Source organism: Mesorhizobium sp. M1E.F.Ca.ET.041.01.1.1, from assembly GCF_003997355.1.
Taxonomy (GTDB): domain Bacteria; phylum Pseudomonadota; class Alphaproteobacteria; order Rhizobiales; family Rhizobiaceae; genus Mesorhizobium.
Window position 1 is genome coordinate 1 of record NZ_RZSL01000107.1, and the last position, 14,433, is coordinate 14,433.

At 65.6% G+C, this 14,433-nt stretch carries 11 protein-coding genes and 2 pseudogenes; 2 read left to right on the forward strand and 11 right to left on the reverse strand.

The features are described 5' to 3' along the window. Positions 1-103: pseudogene (locus EOA38_RS11745) on the forward strand (aldehyde-activating protein); the annotation flags it as partial. A 144-nt stretch (positions 104-247) separates the two neighbouring features. On the opposite strand, the gene EOA38_RS11750 reads toward EOA38_RS11745, so the two are convergent. From EOA38_RS11750 to EOA38_RS11760, 3 genes are all read right to left on the reverse strand, one after another. Next, positions 248-661 carry a c-type cytochrome gene (locus tag EOA38_RS11750; RefSeq protein WP_127299274.1) on the reverse strand — a complete coding sequence of 138 codons (414 nt, stop codon included), beginning with the start codon at positions 659-661 and terminating at the stop codon, positions 248-250. Between the two features lie 98 nt (positions 662-759). Continuing rightward, the gene (locus EOA38_RS11755) at positions 760-1,161 is read right to left on the reverse strand and encodes a hypothetical protein (RefSeq protein ID WP_245464631.1); all 402 of its coding nucleotides are present in this window, start codon (positions 1,159-1,161) and stop codon (positions 760-762) included. 163 nt (positions 1,162-1,324) lie between these two features. Then, the gene (locus tag EOA38_RS11760) at positions 1,325-4,042 is read right to left on the reverse strand and encodes an AAA family ATPase (RefSeq protein WP_348627519.1); all 2,718 of its coding nucleotides are present in this window, start codon (positions 4,040-4,042) and stop codon (positions 1,325-1,327) included. 412 nt (positions 4,043-4,454) lie between these two features. On the opposite strand from EOA38_RS11760, the pseudogene EOA38_RS11765 reads away from it, so the two are divergent. Beyond that, a pseudogene (locus EOA38_RS11765) lies at positions 4,455-4,676 on the forward strand (GNAT family N-acetyltransferase); the annotation flags it as partial. A gap of 148 nt (positions 4,677-4,824) precedes the next feature. Here EOA38_RS11765 and EOA38_RS11770 read toward each other — a convergent pair. The 8 genes from EOA38_RS11770 to EOA38_RS11805 all read right to left on the reverse strand — a co-directional run bounded on the left by EOA38_RS11770 (position 4,825) and on the right by EOA38_RS11805 (position 14,233). Then, entirely contained in the window at positions 4,825-6,528 is a 1,704-nt protein-coding gene (locus EOA38_RS11770; RefSeq protein ID WP_126092886.1) for a glycerol-3-phosphate dehydrogenase/oxidase, read from the reverse strand. After that, the gene (locus EOA38_RS11775) at positions 6,525-7,292 is read right to left on the reverse strand and encodes a DeoR/GlpR family DNA-binding transcription regulator (RefSeq protein WP_126092887.1); all 768 of its coding nucleotides are present in this window, start codon (positions 7,290-7,292) and stop codon (positions 6,525-6,527) included. Before EOA38_RS11775 ends, EOA38_RS11770 begins: the two co-directional genes overlap by 4 nt. Beyond that, on the reverse strand, positions 7,289-8,815 hold the full coding sequence (locus EOA38_RS11780) for an FGGY-family carbohydrate kinase (protein ID WP_126092888.1): 1,527 nt from the start codon (positions 8,813-8,815) through the stop codon (positions 7,289-7,291). Before EOA38_RS11780 ends, EOA38_RS11775 begins: the two co-directional genes overlap by 4 nt. 77 nt (positions 8,816-8,892) lie before the next feature. Beyond that, positions 8,893-9,765 (reverse strand): DeoR/GlpR family DNA-binding transcription regulator, encoded by an 873-nt coding sequence (locus tag EOA38_RS11785; RefSeq protein ID WP_126092889.1) that lies wholly within the window; start codon positions 9,763-9,765, stop codon positions 8,893-8,895. Between the two features lie 141 nt (positions 9,766-9,906). Next, complete coding sequence (locus EOA38_RS11790; protein WP_126092890.1) at positions 9,907-10,854, reverse strand: D-ribose ABC transporter substrate-binding protein; 948 nt, start codon at positions 10,852-10,854, stop codon at positions 9,907-9,909. A gap of 114 nt (positions 10,855-10,968) precedes the next feature. Continuing rightward, the gene (locus EOA38_RS11795) at positions 10,969-12,021 is read right to left on the reverse strand and encodes an ABC transporter permease (protein ID WP_126092891.1); all 1,053 of its coding nucleotides are present in this window, start codon (positions 12,019-12,021) and stop codon (positions 10,969-10,971) included. 20 nt (positions 12,022-12,041) lie between these two features. After that, complete coding sequence (locus tag EOA38_RS11800) at positions 12,042-13,580, reverse strand: sugar ABC transporter ATP-binding protein (protein ID WP_126092892.1); 1,539 nt, start codon at positions 13,578-13,580, stop codon at positions 12,042-12,044. After that, positions 13,577-14,233 carry a DUF2291 domain-containing protein gene (locus EOA38_RS11805; protein WP_126092893.1) on the reverse strand — a complete coding sequence of 219 codons (657 nt, stop codon included), beginning with the start codon at positions 14,231-14,233 and terminating at the stop codon, positions 13,577-13,579. Before EOA38_RS11805 ends, EOA38_RS11800 begins: the two co-directional genes overlap by 4 nt. Positions 14,234-14,433: the final 200 nt, after the last annotated feature.

Genomic DNA, 14,433 nt, shown 5'->3' on the forward strand with positions numbered 1-14,433 from the left:
GCTCAAGTCGATCGGGCTCGAACCCTATGACTGCCTCAGTCCCGGCCTGATGGACTATATCGCCACCTGGACCGCGAAGAAGTCGGGAGCCCTGGCGGCATAGTCCGCGTTGCCGCGTCGGGGGGCGCGGCAGTCGGAATTCATGAGGCATCTTGTTGCGATAGAACGCAGCGGCGGCAAGCGAGCGTTCTTCCCGCTGACAAGACGTCGCCATCGATCAGGCTTGAAGCGGGCGCACCAAGGCTTTCTACGGCTGCAGTCTGCCGGGCCGCCCGCGGCCGAGCGAGCCGTCCGCGCGGGCCTGCAGATAGGCATAGATATCGTCCACATAGGGTGCGAAGTTGGGATCGTCGGCGAACCCTTTCATCACCGAGCCGCCGTCGGCACGGCCATTGAGCACGGCGCGCCGGAAGGCTTCGATGTCGGGCAGTCGGCTGACCAGGGACGGCGCGAAGGTCGACCCCACGCCGTCAGGGCCGTGGCAGCGGTCGCAGCCCGAATGGTAACGCCTGAAACCGTCATAGGTCCGCGCATCGGCCTTGCCGTCCACAACCCTGTAGAACTTTCCGGGAGCGGCGGCATCCTGCCCCGCCGTGCCTGCGTCGGTCGCGAAGCTCAGGAAAGCGGAAGCCAGGACAACCGTCTGCAGCAAGCTACCCATCTGTCTGTCATCCAACAGCGGCGGGCGGGAGCCCGCGCTGCGTTGCTTCGCCCGAGTCGACGGAATGGGCGCCCCCGCCCGGTGCCGACCAGCCCGATTCAGGGCGCGGTGGCAGACGTCTTGACCGGCTCCGCGCTGTCCAGCGTCAGGTCGTTCTCCGCGGCGGCGGACGGAATGAAGTTCGGCTCGCTGACAAGCAGTGCCTTGCCGTCGCGCAATATTTCGAAATCGATCGACGGTTGGCCGACGGCCTGCGGCACGGAGATCATCATGCGCTGGCCCGGTGCGAGCGTGGAGACGACGCGGACCGGCTGCTGCTCGGCCCCGGAAGCCATGGTCGCGACGACCCGGTAGCCGTCCTGCTCGACCGTGTAGTAGACGGCGCCGCTGAAGTTGCCGAGCTGGATGCTGTGGCCGCTGCCCGGCGCCAGTTCCGATGCCGCCGCGCCACCCGTGGCAGCGAGCAGCGCAAATGCAAATGCGCTAAGACGTCTGGTCATCGCTATCTCTCCCTTCGGTTCGGCGAGTTCCCGGACAGGCGGCCTGCCCGGGACTTCAGGTGACTTGAGGATTTCAGGTGACTTGAGCCTACCCCCCGCGGCCTTCGCGCACATCGGTACGATCACCCAAATTTCGGCTGCCGCCTTCCTATTTCGCTGGGGATCAGGGCGCGGCGGCGGTGGAGAGCAGCCACGGCTCGCCGCGCAGCCTGAGCAGCACTTCCATCCGGTTGGCGGCGTTGAATTTGCCGAGCACGGCCGAAACCTGGTGCTCGACCGTACGCGGTGATCGCGACAAGGTGCGGGCGACCTCCTTGTTGCTCTTGCCCTCCGCGATCAGGGCGAGCACCTGCTGCTCGTGCTGCGTAAGCCCAAGTGGATGCTGACGGGCGACCGTGTACGGACCCCGGCGCATTTTCGGCAGTCGGCCGGCGACGCCCAGGCGCTGCGCCAGCTTTCGCGCCAGCGTCGCGGCGGGGCGCGCCTCCAGCGCCTCGAGCCCGGTCACGGCGCTTGCCAGTGCCGTCGCGGCATCGGCGCCCCGCACCTGCATCAGCGCGAGCGCCGCCTCGTAGGGAAGGCCCAGGCGCTCCCATTCCTTGGCCGCCGCCAACGGATCACCGCCAAGTTCGACCGCGCGTCGCCATGGAATCCGTGTCGTCGGCGCCGGCATCGGCTCCTCCATCCCGCATCGCCGCCACCAGACCGCCAGTTCGCCGAGGTCAGAAGGACGGAAATTGTCGAGATCCATTGCGACCAGCGCCGTCAGTTGCTCGTGGCCGGCGGCGCGGTCCTCGGAAAGCCAGGCGGCCTCGGTCAGCGCCATACGGACCGGTACGATGCGCTGCAGTTCGCCGGTCGGCAGCCCCTCTTCGAGCGCCTGCTGCAGGAGCGACGCGCCGCCAGGTTCGCCCAGCCGCACGCGCACCCTGCCAAGCACGGTGAGCGCCGGCAGGTGCATGACCACCGGCAGGCGTTCCAGTTTCATGACGCCCTGTGCAATGGTCTCGGCGTCGCGAAAGCGGCCCTGTTCCATGCGAAGCTGCGCCTGCCGGCCGAGCAGATACTGCGCCGGCGAATCGAGGTCGTGCCGGGCGGCGAAGACGATGCCTTCGGAGAGCAGCCGTTCGGCGAGCGCGAAATCCTTGGACACCACCGCATATTCGGCATAGTTGGTGTAGGCCCGCGCCGCATGGTCATGGAACCCGTGCTCGAGCGCGAGCGCCAGGCTTTCCTCCATCCGTTCGCGACCGCCCGGACGATCGTCGAATAGCAGCGAGGTGCCGACATTGTTCAAGGCATGGACGCGCGTTTCGACCTCGCCCAGCCGGTCGGCCAGGGTGATCGCGCGCAGTCCCCACTCGATCGCCTCGTCGAAGCGGTAATGCAGCATATGCAGTTGCGAGCAGGTGCTGTAGGCCATCGCCAGTTCCGGCCCGGGCGGCAGGTTTTCCACCTCGCGCACCGCCTCGTGGGCGAAGTGCTCCGCCTGCTCGCCCTCGCCACGGCGCCAATGCAGCCTGGAAAGGCTGCGCAGGTTGAGGCTGACCTTGTCCGGGCGGCCGAGTTCCCGCCAGAGCGCGATGGCGCGATGCCGCGCTTCGATGATCGTGTCATAGACCTGCAGCGCCAGTCCGGCCTCGTAGGCCCAGGATTCGTAAAGCTGGGCGGCCTCGGCCGGCGGCACCTGCGCGATGTATCTGAGCGCCGTCGCCAGATGCGCGGCGGCTTCACGATGCGCGCCCAGCCGCGCAGCCTGCGCCGCGGCCTGGGGCGCGAGTTCGAGCACGCGCGCGCCGTTATCTGCGGCGGCGGCGTGGTGCACCCGGCGTGCAAGCTGGGTGCTTGCCTGCGCCGCCGGAAGCCCTGCCATTGCCGCCTCCACCTTGGCATGAAGCGACCGCTGAAGGCTGGGCGACAGCCGCTCGAGCGTCGCCTGCCTGGCAAGCTCGTGGCGGAAGGTCAGGGCGCCTTGAACGTCCCGCCGCAGCAATCCGCGGGCCACGCAGCGATCCACGACAGCGTCGACCTCGGCGCCGAGAAGGGCGCGGATCAGCCACGGCTCGACGCTGCCCGGCTCGATGCTCATCATCTCCAGCACCTTGCGCTCGCCGTCCGTCAGGCGCGACAACCGCGACCACACGGCGTCGCGGATGGAATCGGGAACGTGCCCCGGTTCCGCCCCGCGGCTCGCAAGAAGCTCGGAGACGAAGAAGGGGTTGCCCCCCGTGATCTGGTAAAGATCGGCGCCGGCGCGGCCCGACTGTTCGGCCAGTGTCGTGACCGCCTCGGGCGAAAGCGGCTTCAGCGCGATGCGGGTCAGCGATGCCGCCGGCAGGTCGCCTCTTATATGCGTGAGCGGATGGTCGGCGACCAGTTCATCGCTGCGTGCACTCAGCACCAGCATGGCGCGAAGCACGGAAATGCGGCGCCCGAGATATCGGATGAGATCGAGCGTCGCGTTATCCGCCCAATGCACGTCCTCGAAAACGAGCACAGTCGTTCCCCTGGCGTGCTGAAGCGCGCTCAGCAGCGCGGGAAAGAGCCGCTCGGGCGCGGCCCCCTGGTCGAGCAGCGCTGCGATCTGGGGGTCGAGCGCCCGCGCCATGTCCTGCAGGGGACCGAGCGGGCGCGGCGTGAACAGTGCCTCGCACCAGCCCCACAGCACCCGGCAGCCTTCTCCCGCGCGCTCGGTGAATGCCTGCAGCAGCGAAGTCTTGCCTATCCCGGCCTCGCCTTCGAGCAGCACGATGCCGCCCCGACCTTCGCCGGCACTGGCCGCGGTTGCCAGCAAGGTTTTAAGAGGTCTCTCTCGCTCGAGCAGCATTGGCGCAATCGTTTCCAGAACATGTCGCCCAAGAATGCCCCGCGTTTGCGACATGCTTAAAAACAAGACAGGGAGCGCCTCACAACAGGCGGTCCGAACGCGACGCGCTTCAGCCGCGAGTGTACCCCAACTAGGCTTGCTTTCCATTAGCATTGCTTAAAATGAGGCCGAATCCCGGCAGAGCCGATCACTTCCCGGTGCCGTCACGAATCGATCTGCGAGTGGCGGACGCCGAAACGAAGCGTGTGATGCGGGATGGAAAGGGGGCGGCGACTGTCGGCGTGGGGCCGATACCGTTGAAGAAGTCAGCTCGTATGTGGGATGGGTTCGACGAACTTCGCATCGAGGCAGCTATCCTCACGCCGGTTTCGCGAGGGGCACTGCCGGGCGGATGACTCTTAAATCGGTTGGCGCAGCCTGCAATGATATGCCGCCAGCTGATGTTGTGCACGCAGGCGTCCTCTTCATCGCAGTGGTTCGGCCGCATGTGGCCGAGCATTCGGGCGACTTTCTGCGGGTGGACACTCATATGAAGAGCGGCGAGTTCGCCGCCTTTCTGTCGCACAGCGGAATGCCGGTCTTCGACACGGTGCTGACCATGTCGATGGGCAAGCGCCTCGCCGACTTTGCCGTCGGCGGCGCAGGTGCGCCGATGACCTATGCACTTGCCAGTCAAACACTTGGGTAGTTGCAGCCGGCCCCATGGAACTTCACGGCCGTGGTCCTTTAAAGCGCGTCGCGATCTTTCAGATTCGCTCCCCGCGCTTTAAACTATTGATTTTACGCATGTCTTTGTCCCGAAACCGGTTCCCACTTTCGGGAGACATGCTTTAGACTCAGCCAGACCGTCGGTCTCGCCGGGCAACGGGCTCCGACTGCTCAAAGCAAAAGCGATGCCGCTCCGTGAGCTCCTTTGAGGTCGCTTCCAGCTCCTTCTCGCGCCGTCCGGGGTTCCACTCCAGCACAATGGCTGCGGTGTCGGCAATCCGTTCAAGGTCGCGCCGGCTGAGCCGGCCTGTGATCGCCAGCGCGGTGCGGCGCATGACGATATCGGCCAGGTGGACGACACGTTCGTTGCGCGCCAGCCAATCGATCTCCGCCAGCGTATAGTCGAACGCGTCCGCAAGCGGCTCCGTCTGCCGCCCGGCTTCGTGCGCCAGAATGGCGCGTGCCGTCGTGCCATAACGGTCGAGCAGAGCCTCGGCGCGCGCCGGCGAGGCCCCTGTCTCAGCCATGACGGAGGAGATCCAGCGGACACGCGCAGCCGCGTCGGCCGGAAAATCGCGGCCGCCGCCGATGGCGAGGTTTTGCGTGCTCACGCGCCTGGAGCGGCCAAGCCTCGCCAGCAGCAGGTCCGCCACCTCTTCGGCAAAACCGCGGAAGGTCGTCCACTTGCCGCCGACCAACGAGACGATCGGCCAACTCCGGCCGCCCTCGGTTTCCATGACGGGCGCCGAGTGATCGCGGCTGATCAGGCCCGGCGCAGTGCCGTCCGACGTCGGCAGCGGGCGGATGCCAGAATAGGCATAGACGATCTGCTCGCGCCCGAAGGAAAGACCGGGCAAAAGCGCGCGCAAGCTCGCCAGGAAATAGTCGATCTCGTCATCCTCGCAGCGCACCGTCTCGGGATCGGCGGCGCGGATATCGGTCGAGCCAACCAGCGCCCGGCCGAGATAGTCGAACACCAGGCATATGCGGCCGTCATTGGCCTCGAAGTAGATCATGCGGCCTTTCAACGCCCGCAGCAAGTCGGGATGATCGAGCAGTATGTGCGAACCCTTGGTGCCACCGACCAGTCGCGACGGTGCGCCAAGCGCTGCGTTGACACGATCGATCCATGGCCCCGCCGCGTTGACGACGATGCGCGGTCGGAAGCAGCGCTCGCCGCCCTCCGGCAGGGCGAAGCGCACGACGCCGCCGTCGCTGTCCAGCAGATGCGCGTAGTTGAAGGCCTCGGATTGAGGGCTGGCCCTGATGCCGTCCTGAAGAAGCTCGAGCACCAGCCGTTCGGGATGACGGACGGTGGCGTCATAGTAGGTACCGGCCGCCACGATGCGTGGCGTCAACGGCGGTATCTCGGTCAACGCCCGCGCTTTCGACCACAGCGTATGCCTGGGCATGACGCGGTGGCGGGCGCCGTAGAAGTCGTACATGGCGAGACCGATCTTGATCAGGAGAGCGCCGCGGCCGCGCGGCGCGGTCGTGCTGCCGAAAAGGGTGCGCAGCGCCGCCCCGATCCCCGTCAGCCAGGAAAAGATCGGGATGACGGTCGGCAGCGGCCGCACGGCATGCGGCGCGTTGCGCAACAGAAGGTTGCGCTCCAGCGTCGATTGCGCGACGAGGCTCAACTCGCCCGTCTCGAGATATTTGATACCGCCATGGATGAGCCGCGACGGTGCGGCGCTGGTGCCGGAACCGAAATCCGCCTTGTCGACGATCGCGACCTTCAGGCCCTGTTCGCACAGATCGCGAAACAGGCCGGCGCCGTTGATGCCGGCACCGATGATGAGGACATCGACATCCCGTGACGTCGCGGTCATTGCACCGGCACGATCTTGAGATTGACCCCGGCCGCCTTCAGGCTGCCGGCAATCTCGTCGGGAAGGCCGTCGTCGCTGAGCACGAGATCGAAGTCGGTGAGGTCTGCAAACAGATGCAGCGCCACCTTGCCGAACTTGGAGGAATCGATGAGCAGTACCGTGCGCGAGGCGGCGGCGGCCATGGCCTGCTTTACGCGCACCACCTGCGGATCCTGGATCAGCGTCGCGGTCTTGTCGATCGCCGAGGCCGAGCAGATGAGCAGATTCACCCTGATCTTCTGCAGAGCGCTCTCGCAGATGTGGCCGATGAAGGCGTTGTAGGTCGGGTGGTATTCGCCGCCTAGCAGGATCAGCTTCAGGTCGTCCTTGTCCACCAGTTGTTCCGCCAGAGACAGGCTGTTGGTGACGATGGTCAACGGCGCGATCTGCGGCAGGAACGGGCCGACCGCGTTGGCGGTGGTCGAATCGTCAAGAAGAACGACCTGGCCCGGCTCGATCTCGGCCAGAACCGCCCGGGCGAGCGCCTGCTTGGCGGCGGTCGCATGGGTCTGGCGGAAGCGGAAAAGGCTCTCGTAGACGCCGGACGGCTGCGCGCTGACCGCTCCATGCAGCTTGCGCAACACACCCTGGCGCGCCAGTTCATCGACGTGGCGATGGATCGTCATGCGCGAGACGCCAAAGGCCGCGACAAGCTCGTCGATGCGCGCCTCGCCATGCTGAATGACATAGTCGGCAATGTCCTGCCGGCGATTGTCCGCGTTCATGGCTTCCCCTTTTCCGCGAGCGCTTCGATCGACGGCCAGGCGTCGGCGAGGCGGTTGGCGATGTCGCAGTGCAGCCGGTAGCGCTTGTCCATGGCAGCGCTGCGCTCGGGGTCGGGCCGGTAGGCGCGGCCGAGCGTGGCGAGCTCGCGCGGATCGTGCCGTGGGGAAGCGAACAGGCCGACGCCGGCTCCGGCGCACAGCGCCGCGCCCCACGCGGCGGCCTCCTCCGTCTCGGTGACCGTGATCGGCATGCCGAGCACATCGGCGAAGATCTGCGCGAAGGCGGAATTACGGGAAATGCCGCCGGTCAGCCGCGCCTCGCGCGCCGGGAAGCCTTCGCGCAGCGCATCGACGTGAACGCGATGGTTGAAGGCAATGCCTTCGATCACCGCCCGCAGCATGTCGCCGCGGTCATGCCAGCCGCGCAGCCCGAGGAAGCCGGCGCTGGCAGCCGGACCATGCGGCGAGCCGAACAGATAGGGATGGAAGAGCAGTGTCGACGGCCGCGCCAACGCCGCCTCGATTTCCGGACCGACGATGGCGTGGATCGAGCGCCCGTCAGCTTCCGCCTGCGCCCGTTCGGAACCGCACAGCGTGTCGAGGAACCAGTCGTAGTTCGCCGCCGACGCCGGCGAGATCGACATGTTGTTCCATTCGCCGGGCTTCAATCCGTTGCGGCAGAACCACCGGGCATCGATGCGTGGCGCGGCCGAGACCGTCTCGTTGATCGAATAGGTGCCGGCAACGATGGCGACCACGCCCTCGCCATAGCCGCCGATGCCAAGCGCCGAGGCGGTCACGTCGTGCAGGCCGGCCACAACCGGCGTGCCGGCGACGAGGCCCGTGTCCCGGGCCGCTTGCGCCGTAATGGTGCCGACCAACTCGTCCGGCCGCGCGATCGGCGGCAGGGCATCGCCGAGCGCTTCGAGACCGAAGATCGAGAGGATGTCCGGCGCGTATGCTTGCGTATCGACCGCCGTGAACGAAGTGCTCGCTTCGGTGAGATCGGTGCCGAGGCTTCCCGTCAGGCAGAAACGCAGCCAGTCCTTGCAGGCAAGCACGTGGCCGATATGGGCAAAGCGCTCCGGCTCGTGATCGCGTATCCAGGCCAGCAGCGAAGACGGCGCCGAGGCATGCGGCGCCTGACCGGTCTGCGACAGAGCCTTCCTGGCCGTCCCATCGGCGTTCCATCGGGCCGCAACGTCTCCAGCCCGGCTGTCCAGCGACAGGATGCCGTGTCCGAGCGGCTGGCGATCACGATCGAGCATATAGAGCCCGTCGCCGTGCGCAGTGGTGGCGACGGCGGCGATGTCGGAGGCCGGTCGGCCGCAATCGGACAGCGCTTGCGCGATCGCTTCGGCGGCAGCCCGCCAAAGGCCGTTCATATCGCGCTCGACGTGGCGCGGCTCGGACATGATCTGCGCCACCCGGCGGCGGGCCACGGCCAGCGGGGCGCCGGCCTCGTCGAAAACCACCGCCTTGGTCATGGTCAGGCCGCTATCAATTCCCAGCAGACAGGGCATCCGCTCCTCGCCATGCACATAGCGTGCATCTCCTAGAGAATGCCCATATCATGATGTTAAATTAACATCAATAAGTGTTACAATTCGGATGCCGCGGCGTCTCCTTGCCGAACGGGGGCGACGATGACGTTCATGCCGCCTGCCTTCATCGCCTCGATCTGCCTGGGTGGGGTCCCATCGTCGACGACGATGACGTCGAACTCGTTGAGCGCGCACATGGCATACAGTGCCCGGCGCTCGAACTTGGTGTGGTCAGCCAGCAGGATGCGCATGGCGGAGCTGTCGAACATGGCGCGTTTGGTCTCGACCATTTCCGGCGACTGGTGGAACACCATGCCGTCGGTGATGGCCGACATCGACATGAAGACGCGATCGGCCCTCAGCCGCCGGATCTCCGTGACCGTGACCGGCCCCATGAAGGCATTGCACCAGTTGTAGAACTGGCCGCCAAGCCCGAGCAGCGTGAGGTCCCGCGTGCCCTTCAACTCGTTCATCAGGGTGATGGAATTGGTGATCGCCGTCAGCGGCACGCGCGCCGCAAGATGCGGCACGAGCTGCAGGACGGTGGTGGAATCGTCGAAGAAGACGGCCTGGCCGGGTTCCAGGAAGGCGGACGCCGCCTGCGCGATCGCGCGCTTCTCGGCAGACTGGCGCGACGAGCGGTAGACGTCGCTCGATTCGATGAGGCTGGTCGGCGCGGCCGAGACGATGCCGCGCGTCTTGCGCAGCAGACCCTTCTCGACCAGTTCGTCCAGGTCGCGGTGCGCGGTCATCAGGCTGATGCCGAAGCGTTCGGTGAGGTCCTCGATGCGCATCGTGCCCTCGGCCAGCACGGCCTCGGCCATCATCCGGCGGCGTGCAAGCTGACGCGCGTGGCGGCTGTCGGCGGGCACCTGATCCGCAGCAAGGGTCTTCAACGCCTGCTCGGGCCGAATCTCGCGATCTTTCATCCAAGCCTCTCCTGCCGATGCCATTCGCATATCTGGCGCCGATGGCAAGCGGTGCGTTAAGGGCGAGCAGTGTTTTGCGCATCGAATGCATTCTGCGCGGCAGGAAAAGGGGCGCGCATGATGCGCGCCCCAGTCCGTGGTTTACTGGGAAAGCGTAAACGGCCCTGTGTATTTGTCGACATTGTCCTTGGTGATCAGGGCACAATCGAAGAGCTGCTTCTCGGAGGACGCGCCTGTCGAGCCGGTCTTGATGAACTTGTCGGCCTGCTTTACGGCTTCGGCCGAGAAGACCGCGACAGGCTGCAGTACCGTGTATTGCATTTCGCCCGCCTTGACGGCGGCGACCGCGTCCGGCGAGCCGTCGAAGCCGCCGACCTTCACCTGGTCGAGCTTGCCCGCTTCCTTCAGCGCCGCAATGGCGCCAAGGGCCATCTCGTCGTTGCCGGAAATGACACCCGCGACGTCGGGGTGGGCCTGCAGCAGCGATTGCATTTTCTGGTAGCCTTGGGTGCGGTCCCAGTTGGCCACTTCCTTGCCGGCCTTCTTGAGGTCCGGATACTGGGTAAGCACGGTCTCATAGCCGTTCGAGCGTGTCGCCGCATTGTTGTCGGCCGGGTTGCCGAACAACTCGACATAGTTGCCCTTGTCGCCGATCGCCTCGACCCATTGCTGCGCGCCGATCGCGGCGCCTTGGGCGTTGTTGGAGACGAGCTGTGCCTTGGCGAGACCATCCTGGTTGATCTCGGCGTTGACCAGGAAGACCGGGATGTTGGCGGCGACCGCCTTCTTGATCGCGCCGACCGAACCGTCGGCATTGGCCGGGTCGAGGATGATCGCCACCGATTTGTTGGTGATGGCAGTGTCGATCATCGTGCTTTCGGTATTGGTGTCGCCCTTGTGGGCGCTGACATTGGCTGTGTAGCCGAGACTCTCGGCTGTGGCCTTGGCGACCTGGCCCTCGGTGAGCCAATACGGATTGGCCGGATCGGTCACGATGATGCTGATCAAGCCCGCCGCCCAGGCATGGCTTGCCATGAACGGCAGCGTCGCGGCAGCGACCAAGAGCATCCTTCTGGTTTTATTGATCATTTCTCTCTCTCCCTTTTACAGATTGCGGTTGCGGATTGCGGTTGCCGATTTGTCTCGGCCTTCTTTCCGGTCGGTCTCCTTGCGTCCCGGAGAAGCTTGCGGCGAGGCGCGGCATCATTGTCGGACGCCGCGGGCCCCGTACTGGATGGTGTTCATGAGCACGGCGAGCACGATGACGGCGCCGGTGAAGACGGTCTGCCAGTAGGACGACACGCCGATGATGACGAGGCCGTCCGAAAGAAAGCCGATGACGAACGCGCCGAGCATGGTGCCGCGCACCGTGCCGCGGCCGCCGGTCAGCGCGGCGCCGCCGATGACCACCGCCGCGATCGCGGTCAGCTCGTAGGTGGTGCCGGCGGTCGGTCCGGCCGAAGTCAACTGCGAAGAGAGCACCAAGCCGGCGATCGCCGACAGGATGCCGGAGAGCGTGTAGACCGTGATCTTGACCCGCTTGACCGGCACGCCCGACAGGTCGGCCGCGTTCTCGTTGCCGCCAGAGGCGTAGAGCCAGCGGCCGAAGGAGGAGCGGCTGAGCATCAGCCCGGTCAGCACGGCGAGGACCGCCAGGACCACCACGCTGATCGGCACGCCGAAGAGCCGGTTGAAGCCAAGCCAGTCGAAGCCGGTGTTGCCGAGCTCCGGCCTGCCGGCGAGGTTGTTGTAAGTGAGGCCGTTGGTCATCAGCAGCGCGACGCCGCGCGCCATGTACATGACTCCCAGAGTGGTGACGAAAGCGGGTACCCTGAACCAGGCGATCAGGATGCCGTTGAGCGCGCCGAGCACGGCGCCGAGCGAGCAGGTCAGCACGACCACGGCCCACACCGGCGCAAACAGGATGACGCCAAGCGGTTTCAGCTCTATGCCCTGCATCAGCGCGCCCGCGACGACGCCGCACAGCGCCAGGATCGAGCCGACCGACAGGTCGATGCCGCCGCTGAGTATGACCACCAGCATGCCGATCGCGAGTATGCCGTAGATGGCCACATGCGAGGACATGATCAGCAGATTGGAGACGGTGAGGTAGTTCGGCGAGAGGAACGAAAAGACGACGATGATGGCAATCAGCGCGAAGAAAGCGCGGCCCTTCAGCAAAAGCTTGATGAGGCTGGTTGTTCCCTTGACGGCTGAGGCCGGGGAAGAGATGCGGTTGGCGCTCGTTTGCGTCATTGTTCGTTCCCGTGCTCCGCTCAGGCCGCCACGGCCTCGCCCGAGGCGGCCATGATCTTTTCCTTGGTGATGTCCGAGGTGAACTCGGCAGAGATCCGGCCGCGCCGCATGATGATGATGCGGTGGGCGATCGACAGGCACTCGTTCACTTCCGAGGTCGTGTAGACGACGGCTTGCCCGGCCGCCGCGTGGGCCGCCAGGATCCGGAACACCTCGGCCTTGGCGCCGATGTCGATGCCGCGACTGGGTTCATCCAGCAGGATAACCTTGGGATCGGTGGCGAGCATCTTGCCGATGACCACCTTCTGCTGGTTGCCGCCCGACAACGACCCGATCGGCACATCCGGTCCGTCGGTCTTCACGGTCACGTTCCTGATCGATTTCTGGATCAATGCCCGCTCGAGCTTGAGGGAGGTGAAGACCCCGCGCGTGAACTCCTTGATCGAGGCGAGCGAAAGATTCTGCCCGACCGACATCGTCTGGACGAGCCCGTAGCGCTGGCGGTCCTCGGGCACGAGCGCAAGGCCGCGGGCGATGCGCTCGCCGATGGCGAGGTGGGAAATCTCCTTGCCTTCGAGCACGATCTCGCCGGATGTCGCGCTCAGCTTGCCGGCGACGGCTTCGAGCAATTCCGTCCTGCCGGCCCCCATCAGGCCATAGATGCAGACTATCTCGCCGGCCCTGACGTCGAGCGACATGCGGTCGACGACGTTGTAGCCGCCTCCGGCCGGATCGGGCACCGTAAGGTTGCGGACCGAGAGCATGACCGGGCCGAAATCGTAGCCGGTCGGTGGATTGCCCAAATCATAGTTCTCGCCGACCATGTTGCGCACGATCCATTCCAGATCGATATCGGCGCGCGGCGCGTAGGCGGTCATGTTGCCGTCCCGCAGCACCACGGCGTGATCGGTGATCTGCAGGGCCTCCTCGAGATGGTGCGAGATGTAGACGATCGACACGCCCCTGGCGGTGAGGTCGCGGATCACCTTGAAAAGAACCTCGACCTCGGTGGCGGAAAGCGCCGATGTCGGCTCGTCCATGATGAGTATCCGGCTGTCGACCGAAAGCGCCCGGGCGATCTCGACGATCTGCTGCTGTCCGAGGCGCAGTTCCTCAACAAGGGTGAGCGGATCGATATCCTCTTCGAGTTCCGCCAGCAATTCGCGGACCTGGCGTTCCTCCTCGGCGTAGTCGACGCCGGTCGGACCATTGATCTCGCGGCCCATGAAGATGTTGTCGCGGACCGACAGATTGGGCGCGAGGCTGAGCTCCTGATGAATGATCGAGATGCCGTGGCTTCGCGCGTCGGTTGAAGAGGAAAACACGATGGGCCGGCCGTCGAGAATGACCTCGCCGGACGTCGGCTGCACCACACCGGAGAGGATTTTCATCAGCGTCGACTTGCCGGCTCCGTTCTCGCCGAACAGTGTCGTCACCTGGCCGCGGTGAATGTCGAAGTTGACGCCCTTCAGCGCCTTCACACCGTTGTAGGATTTGGCGATGTTGCGCGCCGCCAGAACCACTTCACCGGCTGGCCGGGAGGTCGCGACGTCGCTCATTTGACGGTGACCTTCACCGGCGTGATCAGCCAGTTCTTCGGGTTGATGAGACGGAAGACGCCGAAGACTTCCAGCGTCTTGCCGGAGAGGGCCGCGGTGTCGATCCCATCAAGGACCGTCTTCTTCATGGCGCGGTTGATGCCCGAGCCGGCGTCCTGGTACTCGATCTGGTTCTTGAACTTGCCGAAGGCGATGTCGCCCGGCGCGTCGCGCAAGTCGGTCCCGTTGATGGCCGGGCCGGTCTGCACCCGCACGTGGATGTCGGCCGGCACGCCGTCGGCCTTGAGGTCGTAGACGCCGGATTTCGCTTCGCCTGCCACCGCCGTCAGCCTGATCGAGATCATTGCGCCGGTCGATGAGGCAGTTCCATACTGCTTGGCGGCTGCGTTCTTGTCGGCCATGACCGCCGGTCCGAAGGTCGCGGCGTCGACGGCGTGCTCGACAACGAATGCCTGGATGCGCGGAAACTCCTTTTCGCCGAACCGGTCGGGCGAAAACGCCTCCTGGCTGACGTCGGCGGACGATCCGATCCGGACGACCTTTGTGTCGAGCGCGATCGCGGCAAGGACCACGACACCGAGACCGATCGCAATCATCAGGCCGCGGCGCGACGCAGCAGGGGCCTTCGGCGTCTGGGCTGACATGACATTCATCGTTCAGATCCCGGCTTGCGAAGAGACAGGGCGGGCACCGACCGGTGTGGCAATGGTGGCCGATGCGCGGCCCGATGCTGCCGCCTGTCGATGACACGGCATCCTCAGGTCGGTTGCTTGCATCGATTTTCTCCACCCTTGACCCGCGATGCGGCGTCTTCCTCCCGCCGCATCATTTCCGGCAATTTGTTATATTAGTG